The sequence below is a fragment of the Streptomyces sp. NPDC002838 genome (assembly GCF_040295365.1).
Classification (GTDB): Bacteria; Actinomycetota; Actinomycetes; order Streptomycetales; family Streptomycetaceae; genus Streptomyces.
The window spans coordinates 70,348-92,148 of sequence record NZ_JBEOVF010000019.1; the positions used below are offsets into that span (position 1 = coordinate 70,348).

Sequence of the window (21,801 nt, forward strand, 5' to 3'; positions counted from 1 at the left end):
CAATTTCCCGTAGTTGACAACGCTCCGACGTCTCTGAGAGTTCCCTCCGGCCCCGACCGCCACCCCACGTCACACCGTGCGCCCCACCACCAGCCACTTCGACGGCAGCTCGATCCGGGTGCCGTCGGGCCGGTACTCCGTGGTGGTGAGCGGCAGTTCGCCACTGGCCAGGACGGCCAGCCCGGCCGCGTGGAGATACAGAGGGACCGCGTCGTCGGCGACCTCGCCGGGCGCGATGCCGTGCCGGAAGATGGGCGCGAGCTTGGGCGGCGGGCCGGCCGGGCTCTGGGCGAGGCCCAGCAGGACGGGCTTGGCGGACTCGGAGAGTTCGACGAGGAAGGCACGCCCGCGCTCACCGACGAGTGCGGCGAGCCCGTCCGCCAGCGGCTGCCGGTCGTCGGGATCGGCCTGGTGGAGGACGCCTCGCATGTACACGTTGGCGTCGCCGAGTTCCGCGTGCAGCGTCTTGGCCTCCCCCGTCTCGGCGGCGTCCAGGAGCCGGTACGTCGCCTGTCCCGCCGGGTCGGCGCGCCGGGCGTGGTCGAGAGCCGCGGCGGACAGGTCGGCGCCGATGACATGGGGGAAGCGGTCGGCGAGGAACCGCGTCTGGGTGCCGTTGCCGCAGCCGAGGTCCACCAACGGCAGGTCGTGGTCGACCAGATGGGGCTCGAAGAGGGCGAGATGGGCGCCGGCGGTCAGGATCGGCTCCGCGTCCCAGAGCACCGCCCCCTGCTCCCCCGGAGCCTCGCGCCAGAAGCCCTCCCAGGCCTCCCGATAACGACTCGTCACGCTCATGACCAACTCCCCAGGGTGCGACGGCCGCCCGCCGCAAGTGACGGGCCAGTACGGTGTATCGCGCCCCGGTCACGGCGACAAGCGCCCGGCGCATTCCTTCACGGCGCGTTCGACCCAGGTACGCCGTAGTGCGTAGTGCAACCCGCGCACCTTGTGCGCCTCGTACGCCCCGTGCGCGCCGTGTGCCGCCGGGGTCGGTCAGCGCCGCGGCAGCGTCAGCTCGAACCACACGGTCTTGCCGGCCTTCGTCCGGCTGGTGCCCCACTCCCGCGCCAGGGTGCTGACCACACGCAGGCCGCGCCCGAACCCGTCGCCGGGACCGGCGCTCAGCAGGGTGGGCAGGTCGTGGTCGTCGTCGTCCACCTCGCACAGCAGGGTGTCGCCGCGCACCAGGCGCAGGTCGACGGGGCGGCTGCGGGAGTGCCGTACGGCATTGGTGACGAGCTCGCTGACCAGCAGCTGGGCGGTGTACGCGAGCCTCGCCAGCCCCCAGTCGTGGAGCTGCTCGCGGACCACCGCGCGGGCCCGGCCGACCTCCCCAGGGTCGAGGGAGAGCCGCCATTCGGCCACGTCGTCCGGCTCGATGCCGTTGAGGCGGGCCATCAGCAGGGCCACGTCGTCCTTGCGGCCGCCGCGGGTGTTGAGGGCGCGGATGATCGTGTCGCAGGCGTCGTCCATGGACGCGGCCGGGTGGGCGGCGGACTCGCAGAGGGTCGCCAGGCCCACGCCGATGTCCTCGCCCCGCATCTCCACCAGTCCGTCGGTGCACATCACGAGCCGGTCGCCGGGCTGCACGCGCACGCGTACCGCCTCGAAGGGCACCCCGCCGACACCGATGGGCGCGCCCGTCGGCAGGTCGAGCAGCTCGCTGCCGCCGTCCCCGGCGCGGACCAGGACGGGCGGGATGTGACCGGCGTTGGCGAGGTGGAGCTCGCTCGCGATCGGGTCGTAGACGGCGTACAGACAGGTCGCGAGGTAGGTGTCGCCGAGGCGCTGGGCGAGGTCGTCGAGGTTGCGCAGCAGCTGGGCGGGCGGCAGGTCGAGGGCGGCCATGGTCTGTACGGCCGTACGCAACTGGCCCATCATGGCGGCGGAGTTGAGGCCGTGGCCCATGACGTCGCCGACGACCAGGGCGGTGCGGGCGCCGGGCAGTTTCACGGAGTCGAACCAGTCGCCGCCGACACGCCCGAGGAGTGTGCCGGGCAGATAGCGGGTGGCGATGTCGCAGCCCGCCATGCGCGGCGGGATGTGCGGCAGCATGCTGTCCTGGAGGGTCTCGGCGACGCTCTCCTGGTAGGTGTACATACGGGCGTTGTCGAGTACGAGGCCCGCGCGGGCGGCGAGTTCGGCGCCGGTGACCCGGTCCATGTCGTTGAACTCGACGCGCTCCGGGTGCCGCAGCAGGATCATGAAGCCGAGGACGACGTTGCGTGCCTTCAGGGGGACGACCAGCATGGAGCGGCCCGTGATGAGGGGCCGGATGTCCCGCTTCTCGAACTGCGAGGCGATGGCGTGGCCCATCTGTTCGCTGATGCGCGGCACGAGGACGGGTTCGCCGCTGGTCATGCACTGGAAGAACGGTGTGTGCGCCGGGAACGGCATGGCCTCGCCGACCGGTACGACGTCGTCCCAGCGGCCGGGTTCGTCGGTGTGCTCGACGGCGACCCGGTGCCACATGGTGGTCGTGTCCGGCACGCCCTCCGGAAAGCCCTCACCGGCGACGACCTGTTCGCGCAGATAGGTGCCGGCGACGTCGGTGAAGCGGGGCACGACGGCCTTGCTGACCTCGACGATCGTCCGGGACAGGTCGAGGGAGGTGCCGATGCGGCCGCTGACTTCGTTGAGGAACTCCAGGCGTTCGCGGACGGCGGCGTACTCGAGGTCCTCGCCCTCGTCGGCGAGGTCTTCCGGCAGGGGTTGACCGGCCGCGGCCGCGAGTGCCGCTCGTTCCCGGCGGGCCCTGCGCTCCGCGCGCCGGGGCACGCCCCAGTCGGGGGTGACGGGTACCCGGTCGTTCTGACTGAACTCCAGGACGGGATAGCCCAGTTCGAGGATCTGCGCGACGATGCGGGCGCTTTCCTCGACGCTCATGCTGGGCAGGATCTCGGGGAGCCGACGGGCGAGTTCCTCGGCGCCGGGGAAGTCGGTGTGCAGCGCGAAGCCGGGTGCGATCCGCTCGAACGCCACGTCCTCGGCGCCCTCTTCGGCGTGGTCCAGCCGCAGCCCGCCCGCGTCGGCGGCCAGCACCAGCAGCCGCTCCCGCCCGGGGCCCACAAGCGGATAGGCCCACCACAGGACGTCCACCCGCTCCCGCCCGGGCACGGTGAGGCGGGCGCGGCCCGCGGCAGGGTAAGACAGCCCTCCGTCGAGGGACGACTCGAGACCGGGTCCGAGACCGTCGTACGCCGCGTACGCCCCGTAGGGAGCGGCGTCCTCCTCGGGCAGCGCTCCGGAGACGGGCAGCAGATCGACCGCCTGCCGTCCGATCGCCTCCTCCTTGGCGGCGCCGAACAGGCGTCGCGCGCCCGTGCTCCAGTGGGACACCAGTCCGTCGCGGTCGACCACGACCACGGCCAGTGGGACGCGGCCGGCGGCGGTGCGTCCCACCGCGCCGTCCCCAGCTCCGCGGCTGGGAGACACGTCCCTCTCGGTGCCACGGTCCATGGCCCAGGCCCTCTCTCCCCACGGCTCCGCAAGATCTGTGCCGCCGTCACCACCGTACGGCGGCGGTCGGTCACGATGTGCGCCAACGGGGGAATTGCTTTCAGGGGATCGCACCGGCGCACGAACTGGCCCACGGCGCGCGCCGGCGCTCGTGCGCATGGCTGGGCGCCGGTGGCCGTGGGCGGGGCGCGCCAGTGGCTTGGGGCGTGGGCGTACTGGGCCTCGGGGCGCGAGGGCCGGAGCTCGTGGGGCGAACGCACCAGGGCTGTGAGGTGGGCGCACTGAGCCTCGGGGCGGGAGCGCGACCTCATGGGACGAACGCGCCGAGACTCGTGGGGCGGGGGCGGCGGAACTCGCGGGGCAGGCGCACCGAGACTCGTTGGGCGCGGACGCCGTTGCTCGTGAGGGGCGCCCCGGGGTTCGTTGGGCGGCATGCGGGACGCACCGAGCGCGGGGCGCGGACACCGGAACTCGCGGGGCGGCTCCGGTCTTGATAGCGCGGGGACGCCCGTGCTCGTAGGGCCGGGCCACCCATTCTCATAGGGCGGGCGCGCGCCGAGGCTCGTGGGCAGCGCGCGGGACTCGCGGGGCGGACGCACGACGTTGGACGGGGGCGCCGGAACTCGTGGACAGACACACCGAGACACGCGGGGCAGCACGCCGGTCTTGGTAGCACGGGACACCCGTGCTCGTAGGGCCGGGCCACCCGTTCTCATAGGGCGGGCGCGCCGACCCGGGTCAGTCCTCGTGCCCCAGATGCAGGTCCCGGTCCGTGTGTCCCCCGCCCGCCACCTGGAGCACGGTGGCGACCGGCGGGTAGCCGACGGCGATGACCGTGTACTCGCCGGAGGCCAGGTCGACGAACCGGAAGGTTCCGTCCTGGCCGGTGGTGAGGGTGTCCACGACGTTGCCCGCCACGTCCAGCAGGGTCACGCGCGCGTCCTCGACGGGCCGTCCGCCGCCGGCCCGCACGGTGCCGCGCAGCGAGGCGCCGCCCGCGAGTTCGATGTCCTGGCGGGTGTCCCGGGAGGCCCGGACGGTCACGGGCGACGCGGCCGGGCGGAACCCGTGCGCGCCGGCGGCGAGGGTGTACTCGCCGGCCACCAGCTCGGTGATGACGTAGCCGCCCTGGGGGCCGGTGCGGGTGGTGGCCACGACCTCGCCGTGCACGTCGGTCAGCGTGACGGTGGCGTCGCGCACCGGGGTGCCGTCCGCGGTGAGCACGGTCCCGGCGAGGCGACCGGCGGCCCCGAGGACGACGTCCAGCTCGACGGGCCGCTCCCCGACGGTCACGGAGACCGCCCGCGGCTGGTGGCCACCCGCCGCGGCGATCAGGACGTACGCCCCTGAGCCCGGCGTGGCCAGCGCGTACCGCCCGTCCTCACCGCTCGCGCCCCGCCCGACCTGCTGTCCGGTGACGTCGATCAGGGTGAGCGCCGCGCGGGGTACGACGGTCCCGTCGGGGTGCTGCACGGTGCCGCAGACGGGGTTTCCGGCGGCGTACGGCGAACGGGCCTGCGGCATGGGGGTGTTCACCTGCGCGGCCTCCGGCTCGGTGGCGGGGGCGTTGTGCGACCCGGTGGCGTTCACCAGGGGTTTTTCCTTGAGGAAGAGAGCGATGAGCAGGCCGAGGACGAGGACCGGCACGAGGTAGAGGAAGATCCTCGGCATGGCGTCGGCGTACGCCCGGATGTAGCCGTCGCGCACCGCCGGGGGCAGCGCGTGGACGAGCTGCGGGGTGATGGAATCGGAGTCGGGAAGCTGTGCGCCCGCGCGCGCGGGCAGGCGTTCGTGCAGCGCGTCGGCGAGCCGGTCGGCGAAGAGGGTGCCGAAGATCGCGGCGCCGACGCTGCCGCCGATCTGCCGGAAGTAGTTGTTGGCGCTGGTGGCGGTGCCGAGGTCGGCGGGGCGCACGGAGTTCTGCACGGCGAGGATCAGGACCGGCATCACCATGCCGATGCCGACGCCGAGGACGGCCATCCAGATGCTGTAGTGCAGTCGGGGCGTGTCGGCGTCGAGGCGGGACAGCAGCCACATGCCGGCCACGGCGAGGAGGCTGCCGAGGATCGGATGGATCTTGTAGCGCCCGGTGTGGCTGATGAGTTGGCCCGAGATGATCGAGGCGCCGACGATGCCGGCCATCATCGGCAACATCAGCAGGCCCGACTCGGTGGCGGAGGCCCCGTCGACCATCTGCAGGAAGGTCGGCAGATAGCTGGCGGCGCCGAACAGGGCGACGCCGATCACCAGACCCACCAAGCCAGTGACGTTGAAGACGGAATCCCTGAAGAGCCGAAGCGGGATGAGGGGTTCGGCCGCGAAGTGCTCGGCGACGAGGAACAGGACGGTGGCCGCCACCGCGCCCGCGCCGAGGCCGAGGACTACGCGCGAGTCCCAGGCGTACTCGGTGCCGCCCCAACTGGTCAGCAGCACCAGGCAGGTGGAGGCGGCGGTGAGCAGCAGCGCACCAAGCAGGTCGAGCCGCGGCTTGGCCGTCGGCTTCGGCAGCTTCAGTACGACGGCGACGACGGCCAGGGTGATCAGGCCGAAGGGCACGTTGACGTAGAAGCACCACCGCCAGGAGAGGTGGTCGGTGAAGTAGCCGCCGAGCAAGGGTCCGGCGACCGAGGCGAGGCCGAACGCGGCGCCGATGAGGCCCATGAACCGGCCGCGTTCCCGGGGCGGCACGATGTCCGCGATGATCGCCTGCACGCCGATCATCAGACCGCCCGCGCCGACGCCCTGCACCGCGCGGTAGGCGATCAGCTGGTCCATGGTCCCGGCCCGGCCCGCGAGGGCGGATCCGACGACGAAGACGACGGTCGCGAACTGGAAGACACCCTTGCGGCCGTAGAGGTCGCCGAGCTTGCCGTAGATCGGCAGTCCGACCGTGGCCGTGAGGAGGTAGGCGGTGATCGCCCAGGACATCTTGTCCAGACCGTGCAGTTCGCCGACGATCTTCGGCAGCGCGGTGGCGACGATCATCTGCTCCAGCGCCGCCAGCAGCAGCGCGAGCATCAGCGCGAGGAAGACCAACCGCACCCGGCGCGGGCTGAGTTCGGCGCTCGGGTCCGGCGGCGGTGCGGGGCTCTGCGGGGGCGCCGCGGCCGGTTCGTCCTGTACCAGAGTGACCCCGCCCACGTATCGCTCCCCTCGTCGCGCTGCCACACAATTCCCGCGTAAAGCGACAACTGCGTGCAAGCGCGACGAGTTACGCCGTACCGAAAGGCGACGGAGAGATCCACTCGAACCGGTGAGGGGGCCAACGCGCCGTCACGGATGGCCCGTTGGGCTTACTTCTCGACCTCGGCGGCGAGCTTGCCGAGCACGGCGTCGTAGATCCGCCCCAGACCCTTGGGCGCGAAGGTCTTCTCGAAGAAGCCGCCGATGCCGCCGGCGCCCTGCCAGGTGGTGGTGACGACGACCCGGGACTTGCCCTCGCCGGCCGGGGTGACCCGCCAGGTGGTGACCATCGAGGAGTTGCGGTCCTTCTCGACGAGTTCGCCGTCGGTGGGCTCGCTGACCTCCAGGAGGCAGTCGCGGATGCGCTTGCTGGTGGCCTGGAGCTTCCAGTGGACGAGGGTGCCCTCGCCGTCGCCGCCCTCGCGCACCTCGTACTCGCTGAAGTGTTCGGGCAGCAGCTTCGCGCGCGTGCCGGTGTAGTCGGCGAGGGCGTCGAACACCTTCTCCGCGTCCGCCGCGACGATCCGCTCCGTAGTGGCCTCGACCTGCGCCATTGACTTCCTCCAGGACCTGAGTTCTCGGGCTTGGGGCAAGCCAACCACCCCGCTCCCCGGCCGCCCAAATCGGGGTCCGGAAGCGATCGCACAGTGATCGAACATACGGGTCGCACGATCAAGGGAACATGTGTTCTATTCTATGCGGCAGTGCTACCGAGGAGGCCTCATGCGCTGGGAGAACCTCACAGAGTCCGGCGAACACAGCCGGGCCGACGCCGCGCTGTTCGGCGCGGACGCGGTGACCACCCGCACCTTCGACACGCCCGAGTTCCGCGGAATCACCTTCCATGAGGTGCGGGCCCGCTCGATCATCAACCGGGTGCCGGGTGCCTCGCGCATGCCGTTCGAATGGACGGTCAACCCCTATCGGGGCTGCTCGCACGCGTGCGTGTACTGCTTCGCCCGCAAGACGCACAGCTACCTGGACCTCGACACGGGCCTGGACTTCGACTCCCAGATCGTGGTCAAGGTGAACGCGCCGGAGCTGCTGCGCCGCCAGCTCGGCTCGCGCCGCTGGCAGGGCGAGCACATAGCGATGGGCACCAACGTCGACTGCTACCAGCGCGCCGAGGGCCGCTACCGCCTGATGCCGGGCATCCTCTCCGCCCTGCGCGACCACGCCAACCCCTTCTCGATCCTGACGAAGGGCACGCTGATCCTGCGCGACCTCGACCTGCTGACGCAGGCGGCACAGGTGACGGACGTCGGCATCTCCGTCTCGGTCGGCTTCACCGACCCCGACCTGTGGCGCACCGTCGAGCCGGGCACGCCGGCGCCGGAGCGGCGCCTGGAGGTCGTACGGACCCTCGGCGAGCACGGCATCGGGTGCGGTGTCCTGATGGCGCCGGTCATCCCGTTCCTCAGTGACCACCCGGCCCAACTGCGGGTCACCGTACGGGCCATCGCCGCCTCCGGGGCCACGTCGGTCACTCCTCTGGTGCTGCATCTGCGCCCCGGGGCCCGCGAGTGGTTCATGGCCTGGCTGACCCGGGAGCACCCGCATCTGGTGCGCCGCTACGAGCGGCTGTACGCGGACGGCGCCTACGCCCCGAAGTGGTACCAGCGCCGGATCACCCGTCAGGTCCACGAACTCGCCGAGGAGTACGGCATCGGTCCCGCGCGCGGAGGGATGCCGCGGCGCATCCGGGAGCCGGAGCCGGTTGAGCCGAATCTGACCGAACCGACCCAACTTACGCTTATCTGAGATCATTCGAGCGCATCCCGCGACCCGATTGGGTCAAGAATTGCCAGAACGCGTTCTTCCGAGCGTGCTTTCCGGGACGATGCGGCGTGGACCGTGACCCTCGCGGTCCGAAGCCCCTCCGTCCTGGGAGGACTCCATGAGAAAACGCGCAGCCGCGCTGTGCGGTGCCGCCGTCGTCGTGGCCGGTACCGTCACGGCCCTGCCCGCCGAGGCGAGCGCTCCACGGGCCGCGGAAACCGCTCAAGCCGCGAAGCTCACCTGGACGAAATGCGGCACCACCGACTATCCGACTCTCCAGTGCGCGTCCCTCAAGGTGCCGCTCAACTACGCGAACCCGCACGGGCGGCAGATCACGCTCGCACTGTCCCGCGTCCCGCACACCGCGCAGAAGTACCAGGGCCCGCTGCTGGTCAACCCCGGCGGCCCCGGGGGCAGCGGTCTGACGCTCGCCGGATACGTCGCGTCCTCGCTGCCCAAGGCGGTCGCGGCACAGTACGACGTGATCGGCTTCGACCCGCGCGGGGTGGGCGCGAGCAAGCCCGCGCTCAACTGCGAGCCGGGCTACTTCAACCCGGTGCGCCCGGACTCCGTACCGAGCACCCCCGCGATCGAGAAGGCCAACCTCTCGCGCGCCAAGTCCTTCGCCGCCGCCTGCGGCAAGAAGTACGCGAGCGTACTGCCGTACATCAACACGATCAGCGCCGCGAAGGACATGGACTCGATCCGCAGGGCACTGGGCGTCCAGCGGATCAACTACTTCGGCTACTCGTACGGCACCTACCTCGGCGCGGTCTACGGCAAGCTCTACCCGCACCGGGTGCGGCGCCTGGTCCTTGACTCCGTCGTCGACCCGACCGGTGTCTGGTACGACGACAACCTCGCCCAGGACTACGCGTTCAACGACCGCCACCGTGCACTGATGGCGTGGATCGCGAAGTACGACGCCACCTACAAGCTCGGCACCGATCCCGAGAAGATCGAGGCCAAGTGGTACGCGATGCGTGCCTCGCTCACCAAGAAGCCGGCCGGCGGCAAGGTGGGCGCCTCCGAGCTGGAGGACACCTTCCTCCCCGGCGGCTACTACAACGGCTACTGGCCCTACCTCGCCGAGGCGTTCGCCGCCTATGTGAACGACAAGAACGCAGATCCGCTGGTCGAGGCGTACGAGAACTTCGCCGCCGTCGACGCCGCGGGCGACAACGGCTACAGCATCTACACCTCCGTGGAGTGCGGGGACGCCTCCTGGCCGCGCGACTGGAACCAGTGGCGCAAGGACAACTGGGCGGTGTACGAGAAGGCGCCCTTCATGACCTGGAACAACGCCTGGTACAACGCGCCGTGCGCGTTCTGGCCGACTCGGTCGCTGCACCCGGTGAACGTCGCCAACGGCAAGCTGCCGCCGGTGCTGATCTTCCAGGCGACGGACGACGCGGCCACCCCGTACCAGGGCGGCGCGACGGTCCACCGGCTGCTCGCCCGCTCCAGCTTCGTGGTCGAGCAGGGCGGTGGGAACCACGGCATCTCGCTGAGCGGGAACACCTGCCTGGACAAGTACCTGGCGGACTACCTGACCGACGGCTCGGTGCCGCGCGGCGCCGGTGAGGCCGACGCGGTGTGCCAGGCGCTGCCCGATCCCGAGCCGCTGAACTCGAAGGCCGCGTCGACGTCGTCGCGTGGTTCGACGCTGCACGGGCTGATCGGCTTCCGCGGCTGAGTCCGGCCTGACGATCCGTCGGGGGCGCTGTCAGTCCCATGGTCCACCATGGACGCATGAGTGAGCTGACGAGGATTCCCGCCCCCGACGGAGTCGCCCCCGCCACCCAGTACAGCCACGTCGTCCTGGGCACAGGCCGTTTCGTGGCCGTCTCCGGCCAGGTCGCCCTGGACGAGGACGGCAAGCTGGTCGGCGAGGGCGACCCCGCGGCCCAGGCCGGCCAGGTCTTCGAGAACCTCCGCCGCTGCCTGGCCGCCGCGGGCGCCACCTTCGACGACGTCGTCAAACTCACCTACTTCGTCACGGACATGGCCCACATGCCCGCGATCCGCGCGACCCGCGCCACCCACATACCCGACGACCGCCTGCCGACCGCCTCGGCGGTCCAGGTGGCCTCGCTGGTCCGGCCCGAATTCCTGATGGAGATCGAGGCGTTCGCGGTGGTGAGCGAGTGAGGGCTCCGCGGGTGCGGGTGCGGGAGATGACCGTCGCCGACTGCGACCGGCTGGCGGGAGGACAGCATCCGCGCTGACGGCGCCGAGGACCCCTTCGAGGTGGACGGCGTCGCCGTCCCCGAAGTGCGGTACCAAGAAGCTCGGGGACTGACGACTCACCGCTGCCGGGGTATCCGCGCCAGTGCGTGCACCGCCGCCTCGGCGAGCGCCGGGTGCGCGAGGGCCTCGTTCAGTACGGGTCTGGCGCGGGCGTCACCCAGCGCGCCGAGCCCCTCCACGCACGCGAGGGCCACGCGGCGGTAGGGGTCGTGCGGGCGCAGCCGCCGTCCAAGGGTGGTGATCAGCGCCGGTACGGCCTCGGGGGCGCGCAGTTCCACCAGGAGCCGGACCGGGTGCAGGGCGTAGGCGACGCGCAGTTCGTTGGTGGCGAGAGCGGCGGCCGCGCGGGCCGTGCGAGGGTCCCCGAGGCGGGCCAGGGCGTGGGCGGCGGAGGCGCAGCGCGGCGGGTCGCGGTGGTTGAGGAGCAGGACGAGGGACTCGAAGGCGCGCCGGTCGCCCACGACGCCGAGCCGGAACGCGGCCAGCTCCCTGGCCCACAACGGCTGCCCGGGCTCGGTGAGCACTCCGGCCAGCTCGTCGAGGTCCTCGGTCGCCACCAGACGGTCGTACACGGCCGACGCCCCGGACTCCTGCCGTAAGCGTTCCGTGAGTGATCGCAACTCTTCGTCCATGGAACCCGAGATTATGCGTGCCGTCCGGGCCGCGGGACCCACATCACAAACTCGGGGGCTGGCGCGCTCGTTACCCACGAGTTAAGCTCATACGAGCGAGTTACCCACTCGCGGATCTGCTCGTGGTGGCCTGGTGACGCAGCCACCGCGATGGGAGTCCCTCCCACACCTTCGAGGCAGTGGGGGAAGTCGGTTCGGTACATCGCGTACCTCAGTACGGCTCGGCCCCGGGACAGGGCCGGTCGGTTCCCGCCGTTCTCCGGGCGTGTGCGCGCCCGGCACCACGGCACCGGGCGTGTGCGCTCGCAGCCCGGCAACACCCGCATTCCTCTCGCACCCGGTGCGCCCGTCGGTCCGGCTTCGGCCAGGCCTCACCCGGCGCACCCGGGCGCGCTCCCAGTCGTCACCCTCACCTGGAGTCCCGCGATGGCCACTCCCCTGTCCGACACCCCTCTGTCCCCGCTCAAGACCGTCGCCGTCGTCGGCCTCGGCACCATGGGCACCGGCATCGCCGAGGTCCTGGCCCAGGCCGGCCGCGAGGTCGTCGGCATCGACATCAGCGAGGCCGCCGCCGCCCAGTCGGTCGCCACCCTGGAGGCCGCGACGGCCCGCGCCGTGAAGCGCGGGCGGCTGACCGAACAGGAGCGCACGGACCTGCTCGCCCGGATCCGCACCTCCACCGATCTGCGTGCCGCGGCCGACGCCGACCTGGTCATCGAGGTGGCTCCGGAGTCGTACTCGATCAAGCAGCAGATCTTCCGCGAACTCGACGGGATCGTGCGGCCCGAGACGATCCTGGCGACCGGCACCAACGCCCTGTCGGTCACGCGGCTGGCGGCCGACTCGGCCCGCCCCGAGCGCGTCCTTGGCCTGCACTTCTTCAACCCGGCCCCGGCGATGCGGCTGGTCGAGGTGGTCTCCTCGGTGCTGACCGCGCCGCAGGCCGTCGCCGCGGTCACCGACCTCGCCGTCGAGCTGGGCAAGGAGCCCGTCGCGGTCGGCGACCGGCCCGGATTCGTCGCCGACGGGCTGCTGTTCGGCTACCTCAACCAGGCGGCCGCGATGTACGAGGCCAAGTACGCCTCCCGCGAGGACATCGACGCCGCGATGCGGCTCGGCTGCGGGCTGCCGATGGGCCCCCTCGCCCTGCTCGACCTGATCGGCGTCGACACCGCCCGCAGGGTCCTGGACGCCATGTACACCGAGTCCGGCGACCGCCTGCACGCCCCCGCGCCGATCCTCAAGCAGCTCAGCGAGGCGGGCCTGACCGGCCGCAAGTCGGGCCGCGGCTTCTACACCTACGAGGCCCCGGGCAGCGCCACCGTCGTGCGGGACGCGCTGACGCCGCTGGAGGGCGCGGACCTCGCCCCGGGCCGTCCGGTGCGCTCGGTCGGCGTCGCGGGCTCGGGCACCATGGCGTCCGGCATCGCCGAGGTGTTCGCCAAGGCCGGGTACGAGGTCGTGCTCGCCGCCCGCAGCGAGGAGAAGGCGCAGGCCGCCAAGGCCCGGATCGGCAAGTCGCTCTCGCGCTCCGTCGACAAGGGCCGGCTGACCGCCGAGGCCGCCGCGCAGACCCTGGACCGGATCACTCCGGCCGGCTCGTACGACGCCTTCGCCGACGTCGACCTGGCCGTGGAGGCCGTCGCCGAGGACCTGGAGGTCAAGCGGCAGCTGTTCGCGGCGCTGGACAAGGTCTGCAAGCCGGGCGCGGTGCTGGCCACCACGACGTCATCGCTGCCCGTGGTCGCCTGTGCCCGTGCCACCTCGCGTCCGCAGGACGTGATCGGGATGCACTTCTTCAATCCGGCGCCGGCGATGAAGCTGGTCGAGGTGGTCCGTACCGTGTTGACGGCGGACGACGTCCACTCGACGGTCCGCGAGGTCTGCGTCAAGATCAAGAAGCATGCGGTCGACTGTGGAGACCGGGCGGGTTTCATCGTCAACGCATTGCTGTTCCCGTACCTCAACAACGCGATCAAGATGGTGCAGGAACACTATGCGTCTCTTGACGACATCGACGCGGCGATGAAGCTGGGCGGCGGCTACCCGATGGGCCCCTTCGAGCTCCTGGACGTCGTCGGCCTGGACGTCTCCCTGGCCATCGAGAAGGTTCTGCACCGTGAGTTCCGCGACCCGGGACTGGCTCCGGCGCCGCTCCTGGAGCACCTGGTGGCCGCGGGCTGCCTCGGCCGCAAGACGGGCCGCGGCTTCCGCGAACATGCCCGGCGCTGAGGATCCCGGCGACTGGTTCGGAGCAGGACAGGAGTGGGGCGGACTGCTCGATCCGGCCGGCTCTCCCCCGCCCTCCCGGCACGGCTCGCCCCCACCCGCCGGGCCCGGCACTCCCCCGCCCCCGGAGGGCGGGGGAACCCGGGGACATGCGCATCAAGCTGCGCACATGCAGTACGTTCACCTCATGTCCCAGCCCGCCAAGTCCTCACGTACACCAGCTACGCCCGACGCGCCGGAACGTGCCGCAGGCAGCCGCGCCGCCGCCCAGCGGCTCAAGATGCGCCGAGAACTGGCGGCCGCGGCGATGGAGCTGTTCGCGACCAAGGGGTACGAGGCGACCACCGTCGACGAGATCGCAGCCGCGGCCGGGGTCGCCCGCCGCACCTTCTTCCGCCACTTCCGCTCCAAGGAAGAGGCGATCTTCCCGGACCACGACGACACGTTGATCCGGGCCGAGGCGGTCCTCAACGCCGCCCCCGCGCACGAGCACCCGCTCGACACGGTGTGCCGCGGCATCAAGGAAGTCATGCGGATGTACGCGGCCCGGCCTGAGATCTCGGTCGCCCGCTACAAGCTCACCCGCGAGGTGCCCACCCTGCGCGAGGCGGAGATCGCGTCGGTGGCCCGCTACGAGCGCCTCTTCACCCGCTACCTGCTCGGCCACTTCGACGAACACGCGCACGACGACGACGCCAACGACGACCCGCTGCTGGCGGAGGTCGCCGCGTCCGCCGTGGTCACCGCCCACAACCACGTCCTGCGGCGCTGGCTGCGGGCGGGCGGCCAGGGGGACGTCGAGGCGCAGCTGGACCACGCCTTCGCGATCGTACGCAAGACGTTCGGGACGGGGATCATGGCCGGCCGCACCACGTCCCCGAAACCGGCCGCGGCGACGGCCGCCACACAGGGTGAGGTGCTGGTGACCGTCGCCCGCACCGATGCCCCGCTCGACGAGGTCATGCGGACCATCGAGCAGGCCCTCAAGGACCGCTGAACCCTCCTCCCCGCTGTGACGACGGCCACCCACCGGGTGGCCGTTTTGGCATGTCAGAGGCCCTTTTCGCCTCTCCCCAAGAGGCCATTCGATCGATCATCGCTCATTTGTTACGTAAAGATTTCATGTGAGAGCAAGTTCTGGCACTCAGTGCCTTGCGAGGTGACACGCGGTGTCATACCTTGAAGGAGTCCGGGCGGCTGTCCCAGCAAGGCCCATCGGCCTGCGCACCCGGACGCCTGCGTCACAGGCAACCTCCCGCGCCACAAAGCGCTGCCGAACAGCACCACCGCCGAACCGACGGCACCCCTCATCCCTCAGCAGCACCGACGTAACCCTCAGCGTCTCCCCTCAAGACGCCATTCGCCGGAGGCAATACCGTGACCATGAAGGACATCCTGGACGCGATCCAGTCACCGGACTCCACGCCGGACGACTTCGCCGCTCTGCCGCTCCCCGAGTCGTACCGCGCGATCACCGTGCACAAGGACGAGACGGAGATGTTCGCGGGTATCTCCACCCGGGACAAGGACCCGCGCAAGTCACTGCACCTGGACGACGTTCCGCTGCCGGAGCTCGGCCCGGGCGAGGCCCTGGTGGCCGTCATGGCCTCCTCGGTCAACTACAACTCGGTGTGGACCTCGATCTTCGAGCCGCTGTCGACCTTCGGTTTCCTGGAGCGCTACGGCAAGCTCAGCGAGCTCACCAAGCGCCACGACCTGCCGTACCACATCATCGGCTCCGACCTCGCGGGCGTCGTCCTGCGCACCGGCCCCGGCGTCAACGCCTGGAGGCCGGGCGACCAGGTCGTCGCGCACTGCCTGTCCGTCGAGCTGGAGTCCTCCGACGGCCACAACGACACGATGCTCGACCCCGAGCAGCGCATCTGGGGCTTCGAGACCAACTTCGGCGGGCTGGCGGAGATCGCCCTCGTCAAGTCCAACCAGCTGATGCCCAAGCCGGACCACCTGAGCTGGGAGGAGGCCGCCGCTCCCGGGCTGGTCAACTCCACCGCGTACCGGCAGCTGGTGTCGAGGAACGGCGCCGGCATGAAGCAGGGCGACAACGTCCTGATCTGGGGCGCGAGCGGCGGACTCGGCAGTTACGCCACGCAGTTCGCGCTCGCGGGCGGTGCCAACCCCGTCTGTGTGGTGAGCAGCCCCCAGAAGGCGGAGATCTGCCGGGCCATGGGCGCCGAGGCGATCATCGACCGCACCGCCGAGGACTACAAGTTCTGGAAGGACGAGCACAACCAGGACCCCAAGGAGTGGAAGCGCTTCGGCAAGCGCATCCGCGAACTCACCGGCGGGGAGGACGTCGACATCGTCTTCGAGCACCCCGGCCGCGAGACCTTCGGCGCCTCCGTCTACGTCACGCGCAAGGGCGGCACGATCGTCACCTGTGCCTCGACCTCGGGCTACAACCACGAGTACGACAACCGCTACCTGTGGATGTCCCTGAAGCGGATCATCGGCTCGCACTTCGCCAACTACCGCGAGGCCTGGGAGGCCAACCGGCTCATCGCCAAGGGCAAGATCCACCCGACGCTGTCGAAGGTGTACTCCCTCGAGGAGACCGGCCAGGCCACCTACGACGTGCACCGCAACCTCCACCAGGGCAAGGTCGGCGTCCTGTGCCTGGCGCCCGAGGAGGGCCTCGGCGTGCGCGACGAGGAGAAGCGCGCCCAGCACGTCGACGCCATCAACCGCTTCCGGAACATCTGAGGTCATAGATGAGTGAGCGTCAGAAGGACCGGCCGTGGTTGATGCGGACCTACGCCGGTCACTCCACGGCCGAGGCGTCCAACGAGCTGTACCGGCGCAACCTCGCCAAGGGTCAGACAGGTCTGTCGGTCGCGTTCGACCTGCCGACGCAGACCGGCTACGACTCCGACCACATCCTCGCCCGCGGCGAGGTGGGCCGGGTCGGCGTGCCGATCGCGCACCTCGGTGACATGCGCCGGCTGTTCCAGGACATCCCCCTGGAGCAGACGAACACCTCGATGACGATCAACGCCACCGCCATGTGGCTGCTGGCGCTCTACCAGGTCGTCGCGGAGGAGCAGGGCGCGGACGTCACCAAGCTCCAGGGCACGACCCAGAACGACATCGTCAAGGAGTATCTGTCGCGGGGCACGCACGTGTTCCCGCCGGGGCCGTCGCTGCGGCTCACGACGGACATGATCGCGTACACGGTCTCCCACATCCCGAAGTGGAACCCGATCAACATCTGCAGCTACCACCTGCAGGAGGCGGGCGCCACGCCGGTCCAGGAGATCGCGTACGCGATGTCGACGGCGATCGCCGTGCTGGACGCCGTGCGTGACGGCGGCCAGGTGCCGCAGGAGCGCATGGGCGACGTCGTCGGCCGTATCTCCTTCTTCGTGAACGCGGGTGTCCGCTTCATCGAGGAGATGTGCAAGATGCGGGCGTTCGGCCGCATCTGGGACCGCGTCACCCGTGAGCGGTACGGCATCGAGGACCCCAAGCACCGCCGCTTCCGCTACGGCGTCCAGGTCAACTCCCTGGGCCTGACCGAGGCCCAGCCGGAGAACAACGTCCAGCGGATCGTGCTGGAGATGCTCGCGGTGACCCTCTCGAAGGACGCACGCGCGCGTGCCGTGCAGCTCCCGGCCTGGAACGAGGCGCTGGGTCTGCCCCGCCCCTGGGACCAGCAGTGGTCGCTGCGCATGCAGCAGGTACTCGCGTACGAGAGCGACCTGCTGGAGTACGCCGACATCTTCGAGGGCTCGAAGGTGATCGAGGCCAAGGTGAGCGAACTCGTCGAGGAATCGCTCACCGAGATGGAGCGGATCCAGGAGATGGGCGGCGCGATGGCGGCCGTCGAGTCCGGCTATCTCAAGTCGCAGCTCGTCGCCTCGCACGCCGAGCGCCGGGCCCGTATTGAGTCCGGTCAAGAGAAGATCGTGGGCGTCAACGTCTTCGAGACGACCGAGCCGAATCCACTGACGGCCGACCTCGATACAGCCATCCAGACGGTCGACCCGGCCGTCGAGGCCCGCGTCATCGCCTCGCTGCAGCACTGGCGCGACACGCGCTACCAGCCGCCCTTCAACCACCCACGCCCCTGCAAGGCGCTGGAGAAGCTGAAGGAGGCCGCCAAGGGCACCGCCAACCTCATGGAGGCCACCCTGGAGTGCGCCCGCGCCGGGGTCACGACCGGCGAGTGGGCCGGGGCGCTGCGCGAGGTGTTCGGCGAGTTCCGGGCGCCGACGGGCGTGTCGTCCGCGCCGGTGGCCGTCGCCGCCGAGGAGGGGACCGCGATGGCCCGGGTGCGCCGCGGGGTGGACCTGACGGCGAAGGACCTCGGCGTCGGCAAGCTTCGCTTCCTGGTGGGCAAGCCGGGCCTGGACGGCCACTCCAACGGCGCCGAGCAGATCGCCGTGCGGGCCCGCGACGCCGGGTTCGAGGTGGTCTACCAGGGCATCCGGCTCACGCCCGAGCAGATCGTGGACGCGGCCCTCGCCGAGGACGTGCACGCGGTCGGCCTGTCGATCCTGTCCGGCTCGCATGCTCAACTGGTGCCGGACGTGCTGGAGCGGCTGCGTGTGGCCGGTGCCACAGACATTCCGGTGATCGCCGGTGGCATCATCCCCAACGGTGACGCCGAGCAGCTCAGGGCCGCCGGAGTGGCCGCGGTCTTCACTCCGAAGGACTTCGACATCACCGGAATCATCGGCCGCATCGTCGACGAGATCCGCAAAGCGAACAAGCTCGACCCCCTGGAGGTCCCCGCATGACCGTCAACCGTCTTCGTCCGCGGCGCTCCTGCCTCGCCGTGCCGGGGAGCAACCCCCGCTTCCTGGAGAAGGCGCAGGGTCTCCCGGCGGACCAGGTCTTCCTGGACCTGGAGGACGCGTGCGCGCCGCTCGCCAAACCCGAGGCGCGGCACACCATCGTCAAGTTCCTCAACGAAGGTGACTGGACGGGCAAGACGAGGGTCGTGCGCGTCAACGACTGGACGACCGAATGGACGTACCGAGACGTCGTCACGGTCGTCGAGGGCGCCGGCCCGAACCTCGACTGCATCATGCTGCCGAAGGTTCAGGACGCCCAGCAGATCGTCGCGCTGGACCTGCTCCTGACCCAGATCGAGAAGACCATGGGCTTCGAGGTCGGCCGCATCGGCATCGAGGCGCAGATCGAGAACGCCCAGGGCCTCAACAACGTCAATGAGATCGCTCAGGCCTCTCCACGCATCGAGACGATCATCTTCGGCCCTGCCGACTTCATGGCGTCGATCAACATGAAGTCGCTGGTCGTGGGCGAGCAGCCGCCCGGCTACCCGGCGGACGCCTACCACTACATCCTGATGAAGATCCTGATGGCCGCCCGCGCCAACAACCTCCAGGCGATCGACGGCCCCTACCTCCAGATCCGCAACGTCGAGGGCTACCGCGAGGTCGCCCAGCGCGCCGCCGCGCTCGGCTTCGACGGCAAGTGGGTGCTCCATCCGGGTCAGGTCGAGGCGTCCAACGAGATCTTCTCGCCCTCCCAGGAGGACTACGACCACGCCGAGCTGATCCTGGACGCGTACGACTACTACACGTCAGAGGCGGGCGGCAAGAAGGGCTCCGCGATGCTCGGCGACGAGATGATCGACGAGGCCAGCCGCAAGATGGCCCTGGTCATCGCGGGCAAGGGACGCGCCGCCGGCATGCGACGCACCAGCACGTTCGAGATCCCGGAGGCGTGACGGCCATGCAGTTCGGACGCACCTACGAGGAGTTCGAGGTCGGGGCGACGTACAAGCACTGGCCGGGCAAGACGGTCACGGAGTACGACGACCACCTGTTCTGTCTCCTCACCATGAACCACCACCCGCTCCACATGGACACCAACTATGCGGAGAAGACGACGGACTTCGGCCAGAACGTCGTCGTCGGGAACTACATCTACTCGCTGCTGCTCGGCATGTCCGTGCCGGACATCTCCGGCAAGGCGATCGCCAACCTGGAGATCGAGTCCCTCAAGCACGTGGCGCCGACCTTCCACGGTGACACGATCTACGGCGAGACGACCGTGCTCGACAAGTGGCCGTCGAAGTCGAAGAACGACCGCGGCATCGTCCACGTCGAGACCAAGGGCTACAAGCAGGACGGCACGCTGGTGTGCGTGTTCCGCCGCAAGGTGATGGTGCCCACCGAGACGTACATCAAGGAGCGCGGCGGCGAGCAGCCGGGCCGGCCCCAGCTCAAGGACCAGGAGAAGTAGTCATGGCGCGACTCGCCCAGACCGCCGGTCTGACCGACATCCAGCAGGAGATTCTCTCCACCGTCCGCGACTTCGTGGACAAGGAGATCATCCCGGTCGCCACCGAGCTGGAGCACCGCGACGAGTACCCGCAGCAGATCGTCGACGGGCTCAAGGAGTTGGGCCTGTTCGGTCTGATGATCCCCGAGGAGTACGGGGGTCTGGGCGAGTCCCTCCTGACGTACGCGCTGTGCGTGGAGGAGATCGCCCGTGGCTGGATGTCGGTGTCCGGCATCATCAACACGCACTTCATCGTGGCGTACATGCTCAAGCAGCACGGCACGCAGGAGCAGAAGGACTACTTCCTGCCGAAGATGGCGCTGGGCGAGATCCGCGGTGCCTTCTCGATGTCGGAGCCGGGCCTGGGCTCGGACGTCTCGGCGATCACGTCGAAGGCGGTCAGGGACGGCGACGAGTACGTCCTGAACGGCCAGAAGATGTGGCTCACCAATGGCGGAACGTCAACCTTGGTTGCCGTACTCGTCCGAAGTGACGAAGGACACCCCGAGGGCACCGCGCCCCACAAGTCGATGACGACCTTCCTGGTCGAGAAGGAGCCCGGCTTCGGAGAGGTCCGCCCGGGTCTCACCATCCCGGGGAAGATCGACAAGATGGGCTACAAGGGCGTCGACACCACCGAGCTCATCATGGATGGCCTGCGGATTCCGGCCGATCGCGTGCTCGGCGGCGGCACCGGCCGAGGTTTTTACCAAATGATGGACGGCGTGGAGGTCGGACGCGTCAACGTGGCGGCGCGTGGCTGTGGCGTCGCTCAGCGTGCGTTCGAACTGGGCGTCCAGTACGCCCAGCAGCGTCACACTTTCGGCAAGCCGATCGCCCAGCACCAGGCCATCCAGTTCAAGCTCGCGGAGATGGCTACCAAGGTGGAGGCCGCTCATGCGATGATGGTGAACGCGGCACGCAAAAAGGACTCCGGGGAGCGAAACGACCTTGAGGCAGGGATGGCGAAGTACCTCGCCTCCGAGTACTGCAAGGAGGTCGTGGAAGACTCCTTCCGGATCCACGGCGGCTACGGCTTCTCCAAGGAGTACGAGATCGAGCGCCTCTACCGTGAGGCTCCGATGCTGCTGATCGGTGAAGGTACCGCCGAGATCCAGAAAATGATCATCGGTCGCAGGCTACTCGAAGAGTATCGATTCCAGGGCTAGATGTGCGGTTTGGGGTGTTTTCTTCGAGAAGAAGATCACACCCCGTCAATACTCTTCAGCCGCCGACTCGGCTTCCTGGCTTGCCCAGTTGTGGCCCGCGACCGGTACGATCCCGGGAAAGCCGCCGTCCCCCTCACGCAGCGCGGCATCATCCGCTACGAAGGTCATCCATGCCCCACAGCCAAACCTCTGCACATCGCGACAGCCTGGCAGGCGTACGCCTCGCGCGCGGAGCATCGCCGTGGCTCCTCCCGACGGTCGCCACCGCAGCCCTCAGCCTGGTACGCGCGCGCAAGTCCGGCGCCGCCAAGGCCGTCGCCGTGCCCGCCACCGCGCTCGCGGCGGGCATGCTGTGGTTCTTCCGCGACCCCGAGCGCGAGATCACCCAGGGCCGGGTCATCTCGCCCGCCGACGGTGTGGTGCAGAGCATCATGCCGTGGAAGGACGGCCGCACCCGCGTCGCGATCTTCATGAGCCCGCTCAACGTCCACGTCAACCGTGCGCCGCTCTCCGGCACCGTGGCGTCGGTCGAGCACATCCCGGGCGGGTTCGTTCCGGCGTTCAACAAGGAGAGCGAGAACAACGAGCGCGTAGTCTGGCATTTCGACACCGAACTCGGCGACATCGAGATGATCCAGATTGCCGGCGCGGTGGCCCGTCGCATCGTGCCGTACATCCCGCAGGGCACGAAGGTCGAGCAGGGCGACCGCATCGGTCTGATCCGGTTCGGCTCACGCGTCGACATCTACCTGCCTGAGGGCGTGGAGGTCGCGGTCGAGGTCGGCCAGAAGACCGTGGCTGGGGTGACTCGCATTGACCGTGATTGATCC

General features: G+C 69.9%; 16 protein-coding genes. 11 read left to right on the plus strand and 5 right to left on the minus strand.

Features of this window, described 5'->3' with window-relative positions; genetic code table 11:
• Window positions 1-69 precede the first annotated feature (69 nt).
• The 4 genes from ABT063_RS24035 to ABT063_RS24050 form a co-directional block, all read right to left on the minus strand.
• Window positions 70-795 (minus strand): class I SAM-dependent methyltransferase, encoded by a 726-nt coding sequence (locus ABT063_RS24035; RefSeq protein ID WP_351059837.1) that lies wholly within the window; start codon window positions 793-795, stop codon window positions 70-72.
• A gap of 198 nt (window positions 796-993) precedes the next feature.
• Window positions 994-3,459: an ATP-binding SpoIIE family protein phosphatase gene (locus ABT063_RS24040; RefSeq protein ID WP_351059840.1), complete on the minus strand. Its 2,466-nt coding sequence runs from the start codon at window positions 3,457-3,459 to the stop codon at window positions 994-996.
• Between the two features lie 738 nt (window positions 3,460-4,197).
• Complete coding sequence (locus tag ABT063_RS24045; RefSeq protein WP_351059842.1) at window positions 4,198-6,600, minus strand: MFS transporter; 2,403 nt, start codon at window positions 6,598-6,600, stop codon at window positions 4,198-4,200.
• A gap of 152 nt (window positions 6,601-6,752) precedes the next feature.
• Window positions 6,753-7,196: an SRPBCC family protein gene (locus ABT063_RS24050; protein WP_351059845.1), complete on the minus strand. Its 444-nt coding sequence runs from the start codon at window positions 7,194-7,196 to the stop codon at window positions 6,753-6,755.
• Window positions 7,197-7,365: 169 nt separating this feature from the next.
• On the opposite strand from ABT063_RS24050, the gene ABT063_RS24055 reads away from it, so the two are divergent.
• The 3 genes from ABT063_RS24055 (at window position 7,366) to ABT063_RS24065 (ending at window position 10,572) form a co-directional block, all read left to right on the plus strand.
• On the plus strand, window positions 7,366-8,403 hold the full coding sequence (locus tag ABT063_RS24055; RefSeq protein WP_351059848.1) for an Rv2578c family radical SAM protein: 1,038 nt from the start codon (window positions 7,366-7,368) through the stop codon (window positions 8,401-8,403).
• A gap of 136 nt (window positions 8,404-8,539) precedes the next feature.
• On the plus strand, window positions 8,540-10,117 hold the full coding sequence (locus ABT063_RS24060) for an alpha/beta hydrolase (RefSeq protein WP_351059851.1): 1,578 nt from the start codon (window positions 8,540-8,542) through the stop codon (window positions 10,115-10,117).
• Window positions 10,118-10,173: 56 nt separating this feature from the next.
• Window positions 10,174-10,572 (plus strand): RidA family protein, encoded by a 399-nt coding sequence (locus ABT063_RS24065; protein WP_351059854.1) that lies wholly within the window; start codon window positions 10,174-10,176, stop codon window positions 10,570-10,572.
• A 155-nt stretch (window positions 10,573-10,727) separates the two neighbouring features.
• On the opposite strand, the gene ABT063_RS24070 is transcribed toward ABT063_RS24065, so the two are convergent.
• Window positions 10,728-11,303, minus strand: coding sequence for an adenylosuccinate lyase (locus ABT063_RS24070; RefSeq protein WP_351059857.1), 576 nt, complete (start codon window positions 11,301-11,303; stop codon window positions 10,728-10,730).
• Between the two features lie 426 nt (window positions 11,304-11,729).
• On the opposite strand from ABT063_RS24070, the gene ABT063_RS24075 reads away from it, so the two are divergent.
• The 8 genes from ABT063_RS24075 (at window position 11,730) to ABT063_RS24110 (ending at window position 21,798) form a co-directional block, all read left to right on the plus strand.
• A complete protein-coding gene (locus ABT063_RS24075; RefSeq protein ID WP_351059860.1) occupies window positions 11,730-13,535 on the plus strand; it encodes a 3-hydroxyacyl-CoA dehydrogenase family protein in 1,806 nt (601 codons plus the stop codon).
• A gap of 184 nt (window positions 13,536-13,719) precedes the next feature.
• Window positions 13,720-14,529 carry a TetR family transcriptional regulator gene (locus ABT063_RS24080; RefSeq protein ID WP_351059863.1) on the plus strand — a complete coding sequence of 270 codons (810 nt, stop codon included), beginning with the start codon at window positions 13,720-13,722 and terminating at the stop codon, window positions 14,527-14,529.
• Between the two features lie 386 nt (window positions 14,530-14,915).
• Entirely contained in the window at window positions 14,916-16,253 is a 1,338-nt protein-coding gene (gene ccrA / locus ABT063_RS24085) for a crotonyl-CoA carboxylase/reductase (protein ID WP_351060063.1), read from the plus strand.
• An 8-nt stretch (window positions 16,254-16,261) separates the two neighbouring features.
• On the plus strand, window positions 16,262-18,289 hold the full coding sequence (locus ABT063_RS24090; RefSeq protein WP_351059866.1) for an ethylmalonyl-CoA mutase: 2,028 nt from the start codon (window positions 16,262-16,264) through the stop codon (window positions 18,287-18,289).
• Entirely contained in the window at window positions 18,286-19,245 is a 960-nt protein-coding gene (locus ABT063_RS24095; RefSeq protein WP_351059869.1) for an HpcH/HpaI aldolase/citrate lyase family protein, read from the plus strand. Before ABT063_RS24090 ends, ABT063_RS24095 begins: the two co-directional genes overlap by 4 nt.
• Window positions 19,246-19,250: 5 nt before the next feature.
• Window positions 19,251-19,763, plus strand: a complete 513-nt coding sequence (locus ABT063_RS24100; RefSeq protein ID WP_351059872.1) for a MaoC family dehydratase — start codon at window positions 19,251-19,253, stop codon at window positions 19,761-19,763.
• A gap of 2 nt (window positions 19,764-19,765) precedes the next feature.
• Window positions 19,766-20,971, plus strand: coding sequence for an acyl-CoA dehydrogenase family protein (locus tag ABT063_RS24105; protein ID WP_351059874.1), 1,206 nt, complete (start codon window positions 19,766-19,768; stop codon window positions 20,969-20,971).
• Between the two features lie 170 nt (window positions 20,972-21,141).
• Window positions 21,142-21,798: a phosphatidylserine decarboxylase gene (locus ABT063_RS24110; protein ID WP_351059877.1), complete on the plus strand. Its 657-nt coding sequence runs from the start codon at window positions 21,142-21,144 to the stop codon at window positions 21,796-21,798.
• Window positions 21,799-21,801 lie beyond the last annotated feature (3 nt).

Bases quoted from the DNA above. Each gene is read 5' to 3' on its own strand.
- ABT063_RS24095 (WP_351059869.1), top strand. From the start codon at position 18,286: ATGACCGTCAACCGTCTTCGTCCGCGGCGCTCCTGCCTCGCCGTGCCG.
- ABT063_RS24050 (WP_351059845.1), bottom strand. From the start codon at position 7,196: ATGGCGCAGGTCGAGGCCACTACGGAGCGGATCGTCGCGGCGGACGCG.
- ABT063_RS24040 (WP_351059840.1), bottom strand. From the start codon at position 3,459: ATGGACCGTGGCACCGAGAGGGACGTGTCTCCCAGCCGCGGAGCTGGG.
- ABT063_RS24075 (WP_351059860.1), top strand. From the start codon at position 11,730: ATGGCCACTCCCCTGTCCGACACCCCTCTGTCCCCGCTCAAGACCGTC.
- ABT063_RS24035 (WP_351059837.1), bottom strand. From the start codon at position 795: ATGAGCGTGACGAGTCGTTATCGGGAGGCCTGGGAGGGCTTCTGGCGC.
- ABT063_RS24065 (WP_351059854.1), top strand. From the start codon at position 10,174: ATGAGTGAGCTGACGAGGATTCCCGCCCCCGACGGAGTCGCCCCCGCC.
- ABT063_RS24100 (WP_351059872.1), top strand. From the start codon at position 19,251: ATGCAGTTCGGACGCACCTACGAGGAGTTCGAGGTCGGGGCGACGTAC.
- ABT063_RS24105 (WP_351059874.1), top strand. From the start codon at position 19,766: ATGGCGCGACTCGCCCAGACCGCCGGTCTGACCGACATCCAGCAGGAG.
- ABT063_RS24055 (WP_351059848.1), top strand. From the start codon at position 7,366: ATGCGCTGGGAGAACCTCACAGAGTCCGGCGAACACAGCCGGGCCGAC.
- ABT063_RS24060 (WP_351059851.1), top strand. From the start codon at position 8,540: ATGAGAAAACGCGCAGCCGCGCTGTGCGGTGCCGCCGTCGTCGTGGCC.
- ABT063_RS24080 (WP_351059863.1), top strand. From the start codon at position 13,720: ATGTCCCAGCCCGCCAAGTCCTCACGTACACCAGCTACGCCCGACGCG.
- ABT063_RS24090 (WP_351059866.1), top strand. From the start codon at position 16,262: ATGAGTGAGCGTCAGAAGGACCGGCCGTGGTTGATGCGGACCTACGCC.
- ABT063_RS24110 (WP_351059877.1), top strand. From the start codon at position 21,142: ATGCCCCACAGCCAAACCTCTGCACATCGCGACAGCCTGGCAGGCGTA.
- ABT063_RS24070 (WP_351059857.1), bottom strand. From the start codon at position 11,303: ATGGACGAAGAGTTGCGATCACTCACGGAACGCTTACGGCAGGAGTCC.
- ccrA (WP_351060063.1), top strand. From the start codon at position 14,916: ATGAAGGACATCCTGGACGCGATCCAGTCACCGGACTCCACGCCGGAC.